General features: G+C 36.0%; 19 protein-coding genes and 1 pseudogene. 5 read left to right on the top strand and 15 right to left on the bottom strand.

Annotated features, from left to right (window positions below; genetic code table 11):
- Positions 1-216 precede the first annotated feature (216 nt).
- Positions 217-1,683, bottom strand: coding sequence for an amidase family protein (locus BFJ97_RS08020; protein WP_068984130.1), 1,467 nt, complete (start codon positions 1,681-1,683; stop codon positions 217-219).
- 299 nt (positions 1,684-1,982) lie between these two features.
- On the opposite strand from BFJ97_RS08020, the gene BFJ97_RS08015 reads away from it, so the two are divergent.
- Positions 1,983-2,414 carry a DUF4181 domain-containing protein gene (locus BFJ97_RS08015; protein ID WP_175401716.1) on the top strand — a complete coding sequence of 144 codons (432 nt, stop codon included), beginning with the start codon at positions 1,983-1,985 and terminating at the stop codon, positions 2,412-2,414.
- Positions 2,415-2,658: 244 nt separating this feature from the next.
- On the opposite strand, the gene aspA is transcribed toward BFJ97_RS08015, so the two are convergent.
- The 9 genes from aspA to BFJ97_RS07970 all read right to left on the bottom strand — a co-directional run bounded on the left by aspA (position 2,659) and on the right by BFJ97_RS07970 (position 9,038).
- Positions 2,659-4,077, bottom strand: coding sequence for an aspartate ammonia-lyase (gene aspA / locus BFJ97_RS08010; protein WP_068984128.1), 1,419 nt, complete (start codon positions 4,075-4,077; stop codon positions 2,659-2,661).
- Positions 4,078-4,254: 177 nt separating this feature from the next.
- Complete coding sequence (locus BFJ97_RS08005; protein WP_068984127.1) at positions 4,255-4,560, bottom strand: hypothetical protein; 306 nt, start codon at positions 4,558-4,560, stop codon at positions 4,255-4,257.
- A 218-nt stretch (positions 4,561-4,778) separates the two neighbouring features.
- Entirely contained in the window at positions 4,779-5,408 is a 630-nt protein-coding gene (locus BFJ97_RS08000; protein ID WP_068984126.1) for an NAD(P)-dependent oxidoreductase, read from the bottom strand.
- Positions 5,409-5,479: 71 nt separating this feature from the next.
- A complete protein-coding gene (locus BFJ97_RS07995) occupies positions 5,480-5,890 on the bottom strand; it encodes an Rrf2 family transcriptional regulator (RefSeq protein ID WP_068984125.1) in 411 nt (136 codons plus the stop codon).
- 112 nt (positions 5,891-6,002) lie between these two features.
- On the bottom strand, positions 6,003-6,212 hold the full coding sequence (locus BFJ97_RS07990; protein WP_223554321.1) for a thymidylate synthase: 210 nt from the start codon (positions 6,210-6,212) through the stop codon (positions 6,003-6,005).
- Between the two features lie 42 nt (positions 6,213-6,254).
- Positions 6,255-6,398, bottom strand: a complete 144-nt coding sequence (locus tag BFJ97_RS24615) for a hypothetical protein (RefSeq protein WP_175401715.1) — start codon at positions 6,396-6,398, stop codon at positions 6,255-6,257.
- 182 nt (positions 6,399-6,580) lie between these two features.
- Positions 6,581-6,739, bottom strand: coding sequence for a hypothetical protein (locus tag BFJ97_RS24610; protein WP_175401714.1), 159 nt, complete (start codon positions 6,737-6,739; stop codon positions 6,581-6,583).
- 309 nt (positions 6,740-7,048) lie between these two features.
- Positions 7,049-8,026: a thymidylate synthase gene (locus BFJ97_RS07975; protein ID WP_068984122.1), complete on the bottom strand. Its 978-nt coding sequence runs from the start codon at positions 8,024-8,026 to the stop codon at positions 7,049-7,051.
- 91 nt (positions 8,027-8,117) lie between these two features.
- Positions 8,118-9,038, bottom strand: coding sequence for a hypothetical protein (locus BFJ97_RS07970; RefSeq protein WP_068984121.1), 921 nt, complete (start codon positions 9,036-9,038; stop codon positions 8,118-8,120).
- Between the two features lie 185 nt (positions 9,039-9,223).
- On the opposite strand from BFJ97_RS07970, the gene BFJ97_RS07965 reads away from it, so the two are divergent.
- The 3 genes from BFJ97_RS07965 (at position 9,224) to BFJ97_RS07955 (ending at position 12,471) form a co-directional block, all read left to right on the top strand.
- A complete protein-coding gene (locus BFJ97_RS07965; protein ID WP_254660137.1) occupies positions 9,224-11,434 on the top strand; it encodes an ATP-binding protein in 2,211 nt (736 codons plus the stop codon).
- Positions 11,427-12,053: a response regulator transcription factor gene (locus tag BFJ97_RS07960; protein ID WP_068984120.1), complete on the top strand. Its 627-nt coding sequence runs from the start codon at positions 11,427-11,429 to the stop codon at positions 12,051-12,053. Before BFJ97_RS07965 ends, BFJ97_RS07960 begins: the two co-directional genes overlap by 8 nt.
- A gap of 217 nt (positions 12,054-12,270) precedes the next feature.
- Positions 12,271-12,471 (top strand): cold-shock protein, encoded by a 201-nt coding sequence (locus BFJ97_RS07955; protein WP_053592785.1) that lies wholly within the window; start codon positions 12,271-12,273, stop codon positions 12,469-12,471.
- Between the two features lie 90 nt (positions 12,472-12,561).
- Here the strand turns inward: BFJ97_RS07955 and ccsB are convergent, their stop codons facing one another.
- Positions 12,562-13,731 (bottom strand): c-type cytochrome biogenesis protein CcsB, encoded by a 1,170-nt coding sequence (gene ccsB / locus BFJ97_RS07950; RefSeq protein ID WP_068984119.1) that lies wholly within the window; start codon positions 13,729-13,731, stop codon positions 12,562-12,564.
- Between the two features lie 82 nt (positions 13,732-13,813).
- Positions 13,814-14,524: a CPBP family intramembrane glutamic endopeptidase gene (locus tag BFJ97_RS07945; RefSeq protein ID WP_175401713.1), complete on the bottom strand. Its 711-nt coding sequence runs from the start codon at positions 14,522-14,524 to the stop codon at positions 13,814-13,816.
- A 450-nt stretch (positions 14,525-14,974) separates the two neighbouring features.
- Here BFJ97_RS07945 and BFJ97_RS07940 point away from each other — a divergent pair, with 450 nt between their 5' ends.
- On the top strand, positions 14,975-15,712 hold the full coding sequence (locus BFJ97_RS07940; RefSeq protein ID WP_068984117.1) for a class I SAM-dependent methyltransferase: 738 nt from the start codon (positions 14,975-14,977) through the stop codon (positions 15,710-15,712).
- Between the two features lie 43 nt (positions 15,713-15,755).
- Here the strand turns inward: BFJ97_RS07940 and BFJ97_RS25785 are convergent, their stop codons facing one another.
- From BFJ97_RS25785 to BFJ97_RS07925, 3 genes and pseudogenes are all read right to left on the bottom strand, one after another.
- Positions 15,756-16,151 (bottom strand): GNAT family N-acetyltransferase, encoded by a 396-nt coding sequence (locus tag BFJ97_RS25785; protein WP_439098000.1) that lies wholly within the window; start codon positions 16,149-16,151, stop codon positions 15,756-15,758.
- 15 nt (positions 16,152-16,166) lie between these two features.
- Positions 16,167-16,661 (bottom strand): annotated as a pseudogene (locus tag BFJ97_RS25780) (GNAT family N-acetyltransferase); the annotation flags it as partial.
- Positions 16,661-17,254: an SMI1/KNR4 family protein gene (locus BFJ97_RS07925; protein WP_068984116.1), complete on the bottom strand. Its 594-nt coding sequence runs from the start codon at positions 17,252-17,254 to the stop codon at positions 16,661-16,663. The pseudogene BFJ97_RS25780 and the gene BFJ97_RS07925, both read right to left, overlap by 1 nt.
- Between the last annotated feature and the right edge of the window lie 155 nt (positions 17,255-17,409).

Here is a 17,409-nt window from a genome sequence, read left to right as displayed (position 1 = left end):
TGTGGGTATGATTTTACTCATGCACACAAGTCCTTTTATTTTGCCCTCACAATCGTTTTTAGCATTAAAAAACCACCTCTCATCAATGTTAGAAATGTGAGAGGTAGTAGTTGCTTTGCATATTAATTGTGAATAGCACAACTTCTTTAAAAGAAGTGTTGGTACGGAAATTTTAAGCTCGTTCTTCTAGTTTTATATCCTAGCTAGGAAATCATATTACAATTTCGGTGCTTTTCTAAATTTAGTTGCTTGTTCAAATGCAAAAGCGAGTTTTATAAGAACGTCCTCACTAAATGCAGTTCCTGCGAAAGTTATGCCAAACGGTCGCCCATTTTTCATATACCCGGCTGGAATTGCAATAGAGGGATACCCAGCTTTCGCACAAACTGTCGAACCTATATATGATGGAAAGATAATCGCATCTAATTCATATTTTTTCAATGTAAAATCAATTCCTTGATCTTGCGCAAAATACAGATCCTCTAATTTTGCATGTAAATATTCAGCATTTCTTAACGTATTTGATAGACCCTCTCTCATTTCCAATTTATCCTGCCCATATTTCAAACACTTTTCTTTTGAACGTTCATTAAATTGAATGAGCTCAGAGATAGAATGTACAGGCATATGCGAAGGTAGATTGATAAGGAAATTATTTAAACTATGTTTTAATTCATATCGTCCTACATCCCATTTCCAGTCTCTATGAAAAGAAGGGATATCGATATCTTCAATAATAACGGCTCCTTGCTCTCTTAAAACCTGGATGGCATTATTAAAAAGTGTTTCATCATACTCCGCTGACTCATAGTACTCTTTTAAGGCATTATTATACACGCCAATTCTAGCACCCTTCAAACCTGTAGCATCTAAAAAATTTGTGTAATCTTGATATATCCTTCTTTCACTTTTATGTGTAGCGACGTCGTCTTGATCTACTCCTGTTAATACGCCCAATAAAATAGCTGCATCTGTCACTGTTCTTGCAAATGGCCCTGCGGTATCTTGAGAGTATGTAAATGGGATAATGCCTCGGCGGCTAATGAGTCCAACAGTCGGTTTTATGCCGACTACTGAATTTTGAATAGCAGGACTTAGAATCGAGGCGTCTGTCTCCGTTCCAATTGATAAAACTGAAAAATTCGATGCTACTGCAACCGCCGATCCAGAACTTGATCCACCCACATAAAGATTTGGATCACCATAAGGATTTAGTGTTTGCCCACCTCGAGAACTATAACCCGCCCACATCGTACTCGACATTGCGTTTGCTAATTCAGTCATATTTGTTTTCCCTAAAATAACTGCCCCTGCTTCACGTAACTTTTTTACAATAAATGCATCCTGCTCAGCTAGATAATTTTCTAAAGCTATAGTACCTGCACTAGTATGCATGAAATCTTTCGTTTCAATATTGTCCTTTAAAACAACCGGAATCCCGTGTAAAGGTCCTCTAACACCCCTTGTTACTCTTTCTTCATCTAACGCTTCTGCAATAAATAGCGCTTCAGGATTAATTTCAAGCATAGAATTAATTTTTCGCCCATCTTGATCATACTTAGCGATTCTGTGTAAATAATACATTGTTAATTCTTTAGATGTTATTTCTCCCTGTTCCATAGCTACTTGAATATCTTGTACTGACAATTCTTCTCTGAAAAAGCTATTGAAATTTATCCCCATCCAATTCTGCACCCCTTTTTTTCAATATTATACCAATAATATTCGCTAATCTCCATAACGTGAGGTTAATTTCCGTTTTGACTAGGCGCTTTCCCGAGGCTAATGTATACCAACTTTTAGCTGAATAATGCAAATAGTCAGCTACAAGTTGATACTGTTATCGATACTTGTAACTGGCAATCTCTATGGTTGCAAATTTTCCAATTCCCTACCAACTTTTACTCTATTGTGCTACAATCTCTTTGTGGAATGAATTTCCATTTAGTTAAGAAAAGGTTAGATTAAAGAGGTGAATGAAATTGAATACTATTACGATCGATTTTGGAACATTAATACTTTTTCTCCTAGTACTCCTTTTAATAATTAGTATTTTTGGGTTTGTAATTAGAAAGTTGCTAGGTGTCGAGAGAAAGAAATGTTTTTCCTATAATTACCTTAACGAAAGACATAAAAAATTAGATTTATTGGTACGAATAATTTTCATGATTTTAGTATTAGCTAGTTCGTATTATACGAACTACAATGATACTGTTGAAATTGCTTGGTATTATGAAATATGGTTTATCATAATTGTCTTTTTAGTAGCCTCTGACATGTTACGTGCATTTATGGAATGGAAATACGCAGAAAATAAAAGAGCTTTTGTTGCTACTATCGCAGAAATGATGTTTATGATTAGCATAATATTTTTGACGATAAAAACCGACTTTTTCGGCTTATTTAATACTTAATTGGAAGTTGCTAGGTGGAAAACGTAAATTTAATAAAAAAAGGCTATTTTGCAGAAAATTAGTCTTTCGCAAAATAGCCTCTTTTGTTATTTATCAAATGATATTGTTTTCAATTATTATCCATTAAATCGCTGTGTAAGCTTTTGTAAATTTTCGGCTTGTTCACATAAGTCTTGTGATACCACCGTATTGACTGCTTGCATAGAAAAAGCACTTTGCTTTTCGCAAAGTGCTTTCATCATCATTATTTTAATTTCATCATACTTGAACCAGCAATACCTGGATGTGTCATTTCATATGGGTCTAAAATTAAATCTAATTGTTCTTTCGTTAATACACCTGATTCAAGGCAAAGCTCTCGAATAGAACGACCAGTTAAAATTGCTTCACGCGCAAGTCGTGCAGCTACTTCATAACCAATATGTGGGTTTACTGCTGTTAGTACACCAACGCTTTTTTCCACATATTCTTTCATACGCTCTTCGTTTGCTTCAATATCCTTCAAGCAATTTTGAGTAAATGCTCGGAAAACATTATTCATAATACTAATCGATTGAATTAAGTTAAAGACAAGTACAGGCTCCATAACGTTTAATTCTAATTGTCCTGCTTCAGATGCTAATGAAATTGTATGGTCATTACCAATTACTTGGAAGGCAACTTGGTTAAGAACTTCTGGCATAACAGGGTTTACTTTCCCTGGCATAATAGAAGAACCAGGTTGACGAGCTGGTAAAATGATTTCGCCTAAACCTGCACGTGGACCAGATGCCATTAAACGAAGGTCATTGGCAATTTTAGACATGTTGATCATACAGATTTTTAATGCACCTGATACTTCTGTATAAGCATCTGTATTTTGTGTTGCATCCACTAGATGAGAAGCGCCTTTTAACGGCAAACCTGAAATTTCAGCAAGATGAACATCTACTGATTGAATATAATCTGGGAAGGCATTTAAGCCTGTACCAACTGCAGTTGCCCCCATATTCACATCATAAAGGTTTGGGCGAGTTTGACGAATACGAACAATATCACGGCTAATTACACGAGAGTATGCTTCAAATTCTTGCCCTAATCGAATCGGCACTGCGTCTTGTAAATGCGTACGACCCATTTTAATAACATGTGCAAATTGCTCCGCTTTTTGGTGGAACACCACTTGCATATTTTCCATTGTTAAAAGTAATTCATCTATTAAATTCAAAACAGCGATATGAATAGCTGTTGGGAAAGCATCATTTGTTGATTGTGACATATTAACATGGCTGTTTGGGCTAATTGCTTGGTAGTCCCCTTTTTCTTTGCCTAAAATCTCTAAGGCACGGTTAGCAATGACTTCATTGGCATTCATATTAATAGATGTGCCAGCACCGCCTTGGATTGGATCTACGATAAATTCTGAATCCCACTTACCATCAATAACTTCTTGTGCAGCTTCGACAATTGCATCTCCGATTTCTTTTGAAAGTAGGTGTACTTCCATATTCCCTAATGCAGCTGCTTTTTTTACGATACCCATTGCTTTAATAAGAGATGAGTGAATCGTGTAACCTGTAATTGGGAAATTTTCAGTTGCACGAAGCGTTTGAATTCCATAATAAGCATTGCTTGGTAATACACGTTCACCTAAAAAGTCTTTTTCTATACGTTGTGTGGACATAATTGTCGTCTCCTTTGATGTAATACTCACACTTGATAGTAGCTAATTAATGGAGTATTGTAAACAGGCATTTTTCTGTAAAATGAAAAATTCTGTGAAAAAAGCTCATTTTTCGCTAAAAAATGACTGCTCCTCTGTAACATTAACAAGTAATTGCTCATATTGTTGCATATGAACTCAAGGTGAATAGCCATATTTTTTTAACATGACAACATCACCATTATTTTTTGAAAAACTTTTATATTCATATTCTACATGGTATTCATCATTTTTTTCCCATTTAATTTCGTCATACAGTCTTTCAGGTAAAGTTAATTTGCGATTATCCAACATAAGGTAATAATCACCATTTTCCTCCACCAAATTTTCTTCTCCAATTTGATAAACAGCTTCTACATAAGTGTCATTAATCAGATAAAAAAAGAATGCACCTGCGATCAAAAGGAATAATACTAATCCAAAGTAATAACGAGTATACCTCATTTAGTCTCCCCCTTCTTTAACATTATATTCTGCATATAAGACATTTATAGTTTAAATTGCACAGTTAATGGAAATCCTATTTAACTAAAATTATAGAGCAATCGACCATACTTAATCCACCAAATACATCCAATTTTGTAATAACAAACGATTGCTGGTCTTAGCGAAAAAAAAGACAGCATCATAAAGATTCTGCCTTTTTTGGGGTACCTATTGATTTAATTATTTGAAGTCACTGTAAAACGGCTGTTTACATGCTTTGGATTTTCAATTTCATCTAACACAGCAACGGCATAATCTGTATAACTAACATAACTTTCACCAGCTGCATTGATTAATAAATGGTCAATGCCAGTCGTATAGCTGCCTGTGCGTGGACCTTCAGGATCAAAGAAAGCGGATGGGCTTAAAAATGTCCAAGTTATTGTTGATTGGTGTAAGTCTTGTAGGTTTTCTCCTTGGTTTTTAGCTGTTGCAAAGAACATTTCAGGGAAGTCTGGCGTATCCATTAAGCGAACTGTTTTTTCTGTGTCTACAAACAAACTACCTGCACCACCGACAACAAATAATTTTGTCTCAATGCCCGTGAAAATATCAATTAAATGACGGCCAGCTTTTACATGTAACTCCTCTTGACCAATAGGAGCACCGAATGCATTCACAACAACGTCGAAGCTTTTTACATCTTCTTTCGTTAATTCGAAAACATCTTTTTCAATAACGTCAATAGTTGCTGTTACTTTTGAAGCAGTACGTACAATCGCAGTTACCTCATGACCACGTTGTAGTGCCTCCTCCGCAATTTTTTGTCCCGCTTTTCCTGTTGCACCGATTACTGCAATTTTCATATTTAGTTCCTCCCAATTTCATTTGTAACCATTTTAGTTACAGGTTAGATACAAAAGACCGACTTCGTTATTTAACGAAGTTGATCTAGCACATCCTGTAAAGTTTGTGCTTGAAGCTGTTCTTCCATTGCATGCCAAACAGATGTATAAACACCTTCCAATGTACATTGAATTTTTCGACCAACCGTACAATCTGGATTTGGCTCATCATGAATCGCAAAAAGCTGCTCGGGCCCATTAATCGCTTGGTAAATAGCTAATAGCGTTAAATCTTTTGGCTCTACTAAAAGGTCATAGCCTGCAATACCTGTTTGCGATGTAAGCAAACCCGCTTTTTTCAACACTCCGATCATTCGTCGTACGACAACCGGATTTGTATTGACACTCCCTGCGATATAATCAGATGTCAACTGACTTTTATCAGATGTTGTTGCAATGAGCGAAAGTATATGGATCGCTACCGAAAACCGACTGTTCACCATATGTATCACCACCCGTTGTAACCATTATAGTTACAGGTTTGAATAAAAGCAAATGAATTGTTCTATTTGCACCTGTATTTATTTCTTCGTTTTGAGAAGTACTATTCGATGATTATATTTTATTTAAGTAAATGACTAATTCTTGTCGTATTTCTCCATCTTCTTCATAAAAATCTAAATTATGAAATTCATACTTAAAATGCCCAACTGGGAACGTCACACTTTCGCCCTGTGCCGCTGCTAATATGCCGGCCACATCATGTGACACCATTTGTAAAAGTTCTGTACCTGAAACCGCTTCTATAAAGATCACGTTCATCATTAAACACCTCCTCAGCTATTATAGCTTAGAAGGCGCTTACATTTATAGTGTTTCTTCATAACGTTTTAGGCGGATCTCCTCAATGACCTGCATCATTTTAAATATTTGCTCCTGTGTTAATGTTGCAGAGGTGTGTGCTAGCTCATGTCGTTGAGTAAATTCCTGTTCCTGTTGAAAAGTCCTCAAAAGTAATTGTCTCCTTAAATGTTGTTCATTTTCTCCTTCATCTATTTGAAACACCATTGACATCCCCACACCACTCACCTCTCCATTTTTATAAACCATTTCCAGTTTAAAACTTATATCGGAAAAAATTTCATAAATTAAAACATCCGTCTTATAAAGTGCTAGAGAATTTGGTATTTGGCTTATTCTTTTGGCATTTTATCTTGTGCTTTGAGGGTTCTTTCCGTCGTTTGGCGTGTTCTTTCCGTCGCTCTGAGGGTTCTTTCCGTCGTTTGACCTGTTCTTTCCGTCGTTTGACCTGTTCTTTCCGTCGCTCTGGCCTTTCTTTCCGTCGCTCTCATTTCTTTCCGTCACTTTGGCCTTTTTATCCGCGACTTTAAGGGTTCTATCCACGACTTTTGCTCTTCTATCCACGATTTTGGCTCTTCTATCCGTCGTTTGGTCTGTTCTTTCCATCGCTCTGACCTTTCTTTCCGCGCTCTGGCCTTTCTATCCATCGCCCCACCTCATCATTCAGTCGCTCTGATTTTATCCATCACTTTGCAGGTTCTGTCTGTCTTTTTACCTCTTCAATCCATCGCTCTGGCTTTTCTATCCATCGCTTCAATCTTCATAAAAAAACAGCAACCAAAATCGGTTGCTGCTTTAGGTTATACGGCAATTGGTGCTTTAATTGCAGGATGTGGATCATAGCCCTCAATAGAAAGATCTTCGAGTTCTATATCAAAAATTGACGTTTTATCCGGATTGATTTTTAAGGTTGGTAGTTCCCTAGGCTCGCGTGATAGCTGTTCGTTCACTTGCTCCACGTGATTTAAATATATATGAGCATCCCCAATGCTATGAATAAATTCGCCAACTTCTAAGCCACATTCATGGGCAATTAAATGTGTTAGTAATGCATAGGACGCAATATTAAATGGACAGCCCAACAATGTATCAAGACTTCTTTGCATTAGCTGACAGCTTAACTTTCCATTCGCCACATAAAATTGAAACATTACATGACACGGAGGTAATGCGGCTTTACTGCCTTTCGCTCCAGCATTGATCACATCCTCAGGATTCCATGCATTGACAATAATGCGTCGTGAATCTGGATTGTGCTTAATTTGGTTGATCACATCTTGTAATTGGTCAATACTTTCTCCTGTTGATGTTGTCCAATTACGCCACTGCTTACCGTAAACATTCCCAAGCTCTCCGTATTGACGTGCAAATTCATCGTCTGATAAAATTCGCTCACAAAACGATGCTAACTCTTGTTGATAAACAGCATTAAAAGACTCGTCCACTAAGCAACGACGTCCAAAATCTGTCATATCAGGACCTGAATATTCATCAGACTCAACCCATTTTTTAAAAGCCCATTCATCCCAAATATGATTGTTGTTTTGCAGTAGATAACGAATATTTGTATCCCCTTTAATAAACCAAAGTAGCTCGCTTGCTACAAGCTTAAAAGGTACACGTTTAGTCGTTAAAAGAGGAAAACCTTTACTTAAATCAAATCGCATTTGATAGCCAAATACACTATAAGTACCTGTTCCTGTACGATCTTCTCTTTTAACTCCATTATCTAATATATGTTGTAGTAAATTTAAGTACGCGATTTCTGGGTGCGTCATGTCAATCAACAGCTCCTTCAAGTATGCTGTTGACCATTATAATCTAATAACTACATTTGGTCGACCAAAAATAAAAACAATCATTCCATGTTTACAAGCCTGAGCCAAAGGAATTGTATTCTAGCTCCTTTGAAATTTCGCTTGCAGTCGTAAAGAAAAACATTGGCAACAACATAATATTAAATACAATAGGGCCAATAATAAATAATAGATCAATGCCTGGCTTGAAATAAAGACCAAACGCAGTCACTAACCCTGACATGACTAGAAAAACCATTTGCACAACAATAATTATTAACGGAACGATTTGATACATATATTTGAGCTTTCGGAACTGATGCATCGTTTCTGGATCTTCAATAATTCTCTTTTTAAAACGCCTTGATAAAAGTATACAGGCAATAAGCTGTGCAATCATAAAATTAAAATAAATGATACATTGTAGCATCATTTGACCTTTTATAACTGTTCCATTAAAATGTCCTACTCGCTGTTGTAATAGCTCGTTAATCGCTCCCTCAAATACATATTCCTGATCACTAAAATAACTGAGCGGTTCCACAAATCCGAGAGTTGTCCAATCCGTTGCGTTTACTTTCCAGTTAGTTAGTTTGCTCGCCAAAATACGTAATTGAATGGCATCATTTTCACCAAACATTCCTAGTAAAATATTATAAGGTATCGCTACCTTCATCTGCCCATCTTGTTGTTCATGAATTAAATCATTAATAAAAAAAGTATACGTAACTTCCGACTGTTTGGCTTCATAATGGGCATCCCCGACCTTCCAATGCCTCTCTAATGAAGATTCAATGTTATTCTTCATTTCATAATACGGCGTATTATTATGTAAATGTTTTGGAATCTTATAAACAAAATGATTGTCACCCCCGATAATGCAAATATCTACTTTCACCACATCATATTCAAAGTTCTTAGCGATCGTTGTCATTGGGTACGACATTATGACGACTAGAAAAAAAAGGATCAGTGACAATCCACTCTTTTTCATGCAACGCTCCCCCTTTTCGTCACATATGCTAGGTTTACACTATCATATCCTTCTCCGAAAAGACTATTTCGTTATTCCGAAAAAGTAATAGTGGTTTTCCGAAACCCCATATTTCGGTATTCCAAAATTACCAAAAATTATGGATAATATATAGCATACATAATGAAGAACGGGGCATTTCGATCATGCAAATAGACAAGAGAATGATAAGCAAATGGACTTATAGTATTTTTATAACATACCTACTTCTCGGTATTTATGTGCTCGTAGTAGCAATACGAGTACCTTTTATTAGTATTTCCGTAGACACAACTAGCGGGCAACCAGTTATTGTTGATTTCTATTATCCTGACTGGGCACAGCAACAAAACATTGAAAAAGGTGATATTTTACTAACAATCGATGGCAAGCCAGCACAAGATTTTAGCTCAATTCAACGCTATTCTCTCGCTAGAAGTGCAAATGAGCTAACAATTTCCAAACCAAATGGTGAAATTCACAATATTTTAGTTCAGCATAAAGATATTCCCGAAGAATTATATTTACAAGTTATATTTCCACTATTTTATTTCATCTTATCTTTTGTCGTTGCCATCTACTTATGGCAAAGTAAGAAAGATCATCAACTAACAAATTTACTAATATTATTTTTATTGACATGTTCACTAGCCTATATAAGTACAGGAGCCTCAGCTAGAGGAGATGTAATCGGAAGGTTAATCATAGGTATTTGTATTGATTTATGTCTTGTGATATTTATTCACTTTTTACAATACTATTTCCGCTATCTTCATATAAAATGGCCCTATATCAATACCAAATGGCTATATGGAATACCGCTACTTATACCTTGCTTTATTCTCATTGAAGTATTTAATTCCAAATTTAATATAGCGGGTATCGTAAACCTTGCTATGTTTGCTGTTCTTGTACTTTATGCCATCTATATTTTACTAACAAGTTATTTACGAACGAAATTGGCCAAGATCCGTCTTATCGCTATTGCATTTATAACTCCATTTCTGCCCTTTTTACTGTTTTTCGTCATACCTGAAATATTAGGGCATCAACCTATTTTAAAATCTGACGTAGCTGCATTATTTTTATTGTTTATTCCTTTTTCTTTTATCTTCATTCAAGTGAACGAACGATTATTCGATATTGAATATCAATTATCTCGTTTACGATATTATTCAACATTAGCCTTTTTTAGTACATTATTATTGACTTCGAGCATGATGATCGTGTTTTTAGACCAATTGTCGATTGTTAAAATTACGAGTGTCTTTATCATTGCTTTCCTTATTTTCGTTGCTTGTTTCTATATTAAGGAGCAGCTTGATTATAAGTATCGAAAAGTTATCTTTTCTTCTACTGGCAATTATGTACATAATTTATATGGTGCCGTTAACCGTATGGGTAAAGCAAAAAATCAGCAAGAATTACTTAATCTGTTTAAATATGAAATAATAGAAAAGCTTGGTACTGCATCCTTTACCATTACAACAATAACGGAAGATGTGCCAATTAGCCCTGGTGAGGTTAGCGCAGAGGCTGACATGACTTATCTGTTATTACATGATACGGGTGAAGAAAAGATTATTTTAAAAATTAGCCATGCCCTACACAAAGAAGAACGTCTTTGGTTGGAGTTACTTGCACTCTATGTTTCCATGTTTATAGATAATTTAAAGCTCATTGAAGATTTAGTGTGTGAAATACAGGATATGAAGGATAACCATGATACACAGCTTCCTTGGCTCGATAAATTGTTATGGACGATCACTGAAAAAGAAAAGAGTATTTTAGCACAAGAATTACATGACACTATTTTGCAGGAGCAGCTTCATATAGCGAGAGAATTAGATGTGTTAGCTGGCTCATCGATGATAAAAAAGGAAAAAGTCTTAAATATTCGGGAGCAATTACTAAATGCAACGAAAGATTTACGTGAATATTGCGAGAATCTAAGCCCTCCTTTGCTCGACACATTTGGGTTACAAATGGCATTGAAAAAACTGATACAAAAAGTGAAAATACGTGCCGACTTTATATTAGCCACGGAAATAGAACGGGTTCAATTTCATGATGCAACCTTACATTTAGTCGTTTATCGCCTAGTGCAAGAACTTTTAAATAATGCAATCAAGCATGCTGAGGCTACCGAGGTATCACTAAAACTACAAGCGACCCATCGTGGCTTTGTCCTCCAATACGACGATAATGGCATTGGCTGTGATATTGAAGATTTACTGCAATCTTCAACATCTATGGGCATTAACGGTATTCGAGAACGTGTCCGTGCTTTTAATGGAAATATCGCCATAACTTCTAGTCAAAATGAAGGAATGCATATATTTATTCAAATACAAGAGGACGTGAAATCAAATGATTGATATTCTAATTGTCGATGACCATCCTGTCGTTTTAGATGGTACAAAAACATTATTACAGGATTTAACAAATGTTCGTATAGACACTGAGCAGGATAGTGCTTCTGTACTGTCGAGAATGGATGCTCAAGATTTCCAATTATTTTTGATTGATATTAATATGAAACCACTCAACGGCATCCAGCTTTCAGAAATGATTAAGAAAAAGCAACCAGAAGCACTTATTTTACTCTATACTGGATACGAACTTTCCGACTATTACGAACTACTTATTGAGAAAAAAGTCGATGGACTATTATCAAAGCTTGCCACGAAAGAGCAAGTGATTCAAACGATTCAAGCCGCACTAAGAGGTGAAATCTTATTAGCAGCAGATTTTTTAGATTTTGTACATCAGCGCACCAATCGATCAAATGTTCAGCAAGACGTTTTACTAAGCGACAAGGAGCAAGAAATTTTACAGCTTGTCGCACAAGGCTGTACGAATAAAGCAATCGCTTCAGCCATTGGGGTTACTCAACGCACCGTTGAAAACTATTTATCCAAACTTTTTGTCAAACTAAATGTAGAATCTCGGGCAGAGGCAGTAATCGTCGCTAAAGAGAAAGCATGGATCAATTAATAATACAGAAAAACGATGCAATGTAAATTTTTCTTTCTAAATTCGGAATATACTGGATAAATATACAAAGTTGTTATATAATAAAAATAATAATTACATTACTTCATCTTAATCATTAAAAAAACGTATTCAAAAGTAATACGAGCTTTTGAGTTCGTGATTTTTTGCGAATGTTTGAAGGAATTTGATTGTTGAATTTTTTTGGGAGGTTGTTCACATGACACAAGGTACAGTAAAATGGTTTAACGCAGAAAAAGGTTTTGGTTTTATCGAGGTAGAAGGTGGAAATGATGTATTCGTACATTTCTCTGCTATTCAATCTGATGGCTTTAAAACTTTAGAAGAAGGCCAAAAAGTGGAATTCGGTGTAGAAGAAGGTAACCGCGGACCACAAGCAACGAATGTTGTAAAGCTATAATTTCAGCATTAGAATAAACTGTGCAAATTCAAGAGACATCCCAATTGCGGATGTCTCTTTTTAGGTTCTAATATAAATTAATGTAGCCTCTTATGCATAAGAATGTAAACCTGCAATGACTAAATTCACAAATACCTGATTAAACACGATAATGCCAAAACCAACAATCGCTAACCAAGCTGTCCTCTCTCCTTCCCAGCCTTTAGAAAGTCGTAAATGAAGGAAAGCAGCATAAAATAAAAACGTAATTAGAGCCCATACTTCCTTAGGGTCCCAGCCCCAATACCTACTCCAGGCAATCTGTGCCCAAATCATGGCAAACAAAAGTCCTCCTAAAGCAAATAACGGGAAACCTATAACAACGGCTCGATATGTAATCTCATCTATTAATGCTGGTTGTACACGGTTTGTTAAGGGCTTTAATAAAACAATTAACGGTCTTCTCGCAATGAGTAAAATGACAGCATATAAAATTGTTCCAACTATAAATGCCCATACGATCGAATTCAATTTCTTCGCGTCTATCTTATTTGTAATCTGTAAAACGCCAACCTGTTCCCCACTAGATGTTACTGCATCTTTCGTGACAATGAGCGGCTTCATCGTATAAACGGCTGTTTCTTCTTTTTCTTGTACATTTTCAAAATGAACCTCGAGTTTATCTGCTGCTAAGTTAAAATAAGTGCCCACACCGATAAAGCCAATCACGACAACTAAACAATACATGACAAATTCCAAGGCAAATGTACGAATCGAAAATTTAGAAACATCTAATGTTCTTAATAAATAAATAATACCTGTTGCGAATGAAATCGATAGTATAGCACTTGAAAATGCAACTGTCATAACGTGAATCGTTAACCAGTGACTTTGCAGCGATGGAACAAGTGGTGAAACTTCTTTTGTAAAAACACTTCCATAACCGAGAATAATTAATGACACTGGAATAGTGAACAAGCCAACAACGATTTGCTTATATAAAAAATGAATAATCAAATAACTACCCGTAAGCATGATGCCAAAAAACGTCATAAACTCATACATATTACTAACAGGTGCGTGGTCAACAGCAATCCACCTTAGAACAAAATAAACTAGTTGCAAAGTAAAGGCAATATAAGTAAGTATAAGCCCTACTTTACCAAACATTTTTCCTTTTGATTTCACGGCAAGTCCAATCGGTATAATAGCGATTAGCAGTAAAATAAAGGCCACGAACAATGAATTACTACTCAAGCTTAATAATTCTTCTTTACTCAATGTACAATCCTCCAATGTATTATTTGGGAAACTAGATATTTACTCCCAATGAAAATAACGTCATTCATTAAAAAAAGTGCCATCATTTCCCTTTAAACACGTTTATTTTTTGAATTGTTACAATTTTATGACACGAAAGGAGGATACAAACAATGCACAGTAATACCATTCCGATACATTTTAGCCATTCTTGAAAATCTGTTGTCACAGACATTTGTTGGCCATCACTTAAATAAAAAACATTCATCATACCATGTAATAGTGCGACTGGAATAATAGATTGAGCAACTTCTCTTATAATAGAAAGAACTAGTGACAAGGCAAAAAGTATGAACAAATATACAGGAACTGAAAGAACGGGGGTTGTATAAGATTTGTATAATAAGGCGATGGGCAAATGCCATAATGACCACATCACACCTATGAACAAAGCAGTAGGCCAAAAACTAAAACGTTGACGCAAATAATAATGATAATTCCCCCGCCATACCACTTCCTCCACTAATGCAGAAAACGCGCTAATCGTAAGTCCTATAAGTAGTAAGGCTATGAATTGCGTAGGTTTAGTAATGAGAAAAAAATCTCCATGTGTGACATAAAAATAGGTATGAAGCCCAATGCCCATTACGATCGGAACAATAATGCTTAGGAATACCCATTTACTCGAGGGCTTTGTCAAAGAAAATGTATGAATAGGTAGCCTTCCCCCCATTTTTTGAACGAGGAAAACAGTAAGGAGTGGAATCAACATTGTAAATCCTAAAAAGGCTCTTCCATTTTCAAAGGAATTCAAGGAAAAATGAAACACCATGGTGAGGACATATATACATAAAGTTGAAGACAATAGTACATATTTTTTCAGTTAACTCCCTCCCCGATTTCATCATAAAAAAATCCTTCATGAGAATCCTAGCATAATTGTAAAAGGTAAAAATCCGCTTCGCTTTCCGCGGGGCAAGTTACGAGCCACATCGGTCGCTAACGCTCCCTGTTGGGTCTCGTGCTCTTGCTTTCCCCGCAGGAGTCTGCAGATTTTTACCTTTAAATCAAAAAATAACATTATAGAATTTCTTTAACCATTTTATATTTACTTTTAGGTCAGCTGCAATTGAAAAAATTGACAGGCCTCTATCTACATCTTACTAAAATTTGAAATATAAGTCTATTTCTTTTTCAATAGCTATGGGACAATAATTATGCGCAAATGTTACATAACGTTATGTAAAACTATTGGAGGTTTGACATGAAACAAAACATTTATGATCATCTAGAATTTTTCCAACAATACCGGAAATTACGGCAAACACCTTATAACTATAACCGTTTACTGGAGCAACCGGCATTCAAATCATTGCTCCCTGATTTAATCCATTTACAAATGCTTGATATCGGCTGTGGAATGGGAGAATTCGCATACTATTGTATTGAAAATGGCGCAAAGCATGTTACAGCAATTGATGTTTCCAAAAATATGCTGTCAATTGCTCAACGTGAACATGCTCATGCAAACATAGACTACCATTTGCAAGCATTAGAGGATTATCATGCTGCCCCAGAAAGCTATGATTGTATTACAAGCTCTCTTTCATTACATTATATAGCTGATTTCAATGGCGTAATTGAAAACATTACAAGAATGCTTCGTCCTAATGGCTTGTTTATTTTCTCAGTTGAGCACCCGATTACTACAGCTCGTAAAACGATAGAGGGCAACTGGTTTTATGATGAACATGGCAATAGAAGCCATTATGCAGTCGACCATTACCATGATGAGGGCAAGCGTGAGCAAACGTGGTTTGTAGATGGCGTTGTCAAATATCACCGCAGTGTTTCTACAATAATCAATACCTTAATCGCGCATGGCTTGACGATTGAAAAAATACTAGAACCGATTCCTAGCGATGAAGCTATGCAACAGCTGCCTTCTCTCAAAAAAGAGATTAGTCGCCCTTCCTTTTTATTCATAAAGGCAAGAAAATAACGAATGGCAAGTCTCGCAGTAAACATGCTACGAGACTTGCCATTTACTTCATTTTCACATAGATTATCTCTGGATCATCATCGTCTAAATTTTCAATATAGCCACTTTTTACAAATCCTGCTGCTTCAAATACTTTGTGCATACTCGTATTTGATTGGTTCGTCGAAGAGAAGATTTTTCTTGTGTCTGCCATTTCTACATAAAAAGCTAATAATGCAGTAGCAACACCCTTTCGTCTCTCAGATGGCTTGACGATGATTAGTGAAATAAAGTTATTGTCAAAAAAGTCATTTGTAAAAATGAGGAAACCAGCAATCCCCTGTTCGGACTGTTGAATAAGACAACGTTTTTCTTGAACGGCCGTGCGAATAGTTTCACTTCTTGAGAAATCTCCAATTACATCTTGATCAATCGCACATATCTCCTCAAATTGCTCCATACATGCTTCGATTACTTGTGACTCACTTATGTAATAACTCATCACCTTAATGTCCGTAAATCCAACTGCCATCTTGCCTTCATCGACAAATCCACATTTTTTATACAATGCCTGTGCAGCAGTATTCGGTAAATTAACGCCTAATACAAGCTCATTTATATGAGGAAAATGCTTCGTAACAAAGTCCGGCAATAGCTGTAAAGTTGCCTTCGCATAGCCTTTACCTTGTTCATAAAAATCTGTTGAAAAGGCACGGATTAATATCGACTGTTTATTGGAGGAATATGGCTTGACGCCTTCTTTTTCATGGAGCACAAAGAAAGTTACGAGTTTGTCTCCATCTATTGCCAAAATCGCATAGCGGTTTTTGTCCTGCTTCACTAATTCAATGCTATCCATTGGAGACTTCGTATAGCGAAGTTGCTCCTTAGTTATAGTATATCGTTCAATCAAGTGATCATCATTTTCTTCTAGAAACTTTAATCTTATAGAAGCTGTCTCTTCCGACATTAGTAGTCCTCCTCATAGAGCGCAGTAAATTCATATTCCCCATCCATCAGCTGCTGTAAATATGCGTCAAAGGAAGGTGCAATCACTTCATAGCTATCTGGGTCATGCATATAGCGAATCACTTGTCCTACTATCCCACAATCATTCGGCTTGAAGTCAATATATAAACTAGACGTACCCCCATTGTTCATGCAATCCGAAAAGCATAATCGTTCTTTTAGCGGTACGTGAAGATTAATACGCTCATCCACTTCTACAAAATCTAAAAAATCCTTATAACGATCATAAATACTTACACTATCTTCTACTCGGTAATCTTTAATGATTTGCTCGACGGACTTTAAATAATATGGATATTCATCAAGACCCGAGCCGAGTACAAGTACACAAATCGTTTCATCACCATGCTTACAATAGTACGTTCCATTAACATCCTTTAATAGATTCATAAGTGACTCCGGACACTCAGGAAACACTTTAAGTAATAATTGTATCTGAGACTCTGTTGCTCCGATTGCCCGTTGTAATTGAAGCTGCTCCTCTTCAGGTAAGTATTGCATTAGACCATTAAAATATGGAGTAAAAGTACGCATGTATTATTCCTTCTTTCTGTCTGATATTGTTCATAGCATTAGTACATCATATTCTATTCATCAACTAAAAATGGGCATACAGCAGCAAAAAAATCCTTGTTTTGATCAAGAATAACTCTATATCTTCCTATTCAACATCCCTGATATAATATTGA

The organism is Lysinibacillus xylanilyticus (assembly GCF_001708185.1).
In the GTDB taxonomy this organism is placed as follows: domain Bacteria; phylum Bacillota; class Bacilli; order Bacillales_A; family Planococcaceae; genus Lysinibacillus; species Lysinibacillus xylanilyticus_A.
This window is presented reverse-complemented; position numbering and strand designations above follow the sequence as displayed.

Bases quoted from the DNA above. Each gene is read 5' to 3' on its own strand.
- BFJ97_RS07970 (WP_068984121.1), bottom strand. From the start codon at position 9,038: ATGAAAAAGAGTGGATTGTCACTGATCCTTTTTTTTCTAGTCGTCATA.
- BFJ97_RS08000 (WP_068984126.1), bottom strand. From the start codon at position 5,408: ATGAAAATTGCAGTAATCGGTGCAACAGGAAAAGCGGGACAAAAAATT.
- BFJ97_RS08020 (WP_068984130.1), bottom strand. From the start codon at position 1,683: ATGGGGATAAATTTCAATAGCTTTTTCAGAGAAGAATTGTCAGTACAA.
- BFJ97_RS24610 (WP_175401714.1), bottom strand. From the start codon at position 6,739: ATGAGAGCGACGGAAAGAAAGGCCAGAGCGACGGAAAGAACAGGTCAA.
- aspA (WP_068984128.1), bottom strand. From the start codon at position 4,077: ATGTCCACACAACGTATAGAAAAAGACTTTTTAGGTGAACGTGTATTA.
- BFJ97_RS07990 (WP_223554321.1), bottom strand. From the start codon at position 6,212: ATGATGAACGTGATCTTTATAGAAGCGGTTTCAGGTACAGAACTTTTA.
- BFJ97_RS07965 (WP_254660137.1), top strand. From the start codon at position 9,224: ATGCAAATAGACAAGAGAATGATAAGCAAATGGACTTATAGTATTTTT.
- BFJ97_RS07955 (WP_053592785.1), top strand. From the start codon at position 12,271: ATGACACAAGGTACAGTAAAATGGTTTAACGCAGAAAAAGGTTTTGGT.
- BFJ97_RS07975 (WP_068984122.1), bottom strand. From the start codon at position 8,026: ATGACGCACCCAGAAATCGCGTACTTAAATTTACTACAACATATATTA.
- BFJ97_RS07995 (WP_068984125.1), bottom strand. From the start codon at position 5,890: ATGGTGAACAGTCGGTTTTCGGTAGCGATCCATATACTTTCGCTCATT.
- BFJ97_RS07925 (WP_068984116.1), bottom strand. From the start codon at position 17,254: ATGCGTACTTTTACTCCATATTTTAATGGTCTAATGCAATACTTACCT.
- BFJ97_RS07960 (WP_068984120.1), top strand. From the start codon at position 11,427: ATGATTGATATTCTAATTGTCGATGACCATCCTGTCGTTTTAGATGGT.
- BFJ97_RS07940 (WP_068984117.1), top strand. From the start codon at position 14,975: ATGAAACAAAACATTTATGATCATCTAGAATTTTTCCAACAATACCGG.
- BFJ97_RS08005 (WP_068984127.1), bottom strand. From the start codon at position 4,560: ATGAGGTATACTCGTTATTACTTTGGATTAGTATTATTCCTTTTGATC.
- BFJ97_RS25785 (WP_439098000.1), bottom strand. From the start codon at position 16,151: ATGGAGCAATTTGAGGAGATATGTGCGATTGATCAAGATGTAATTGGA.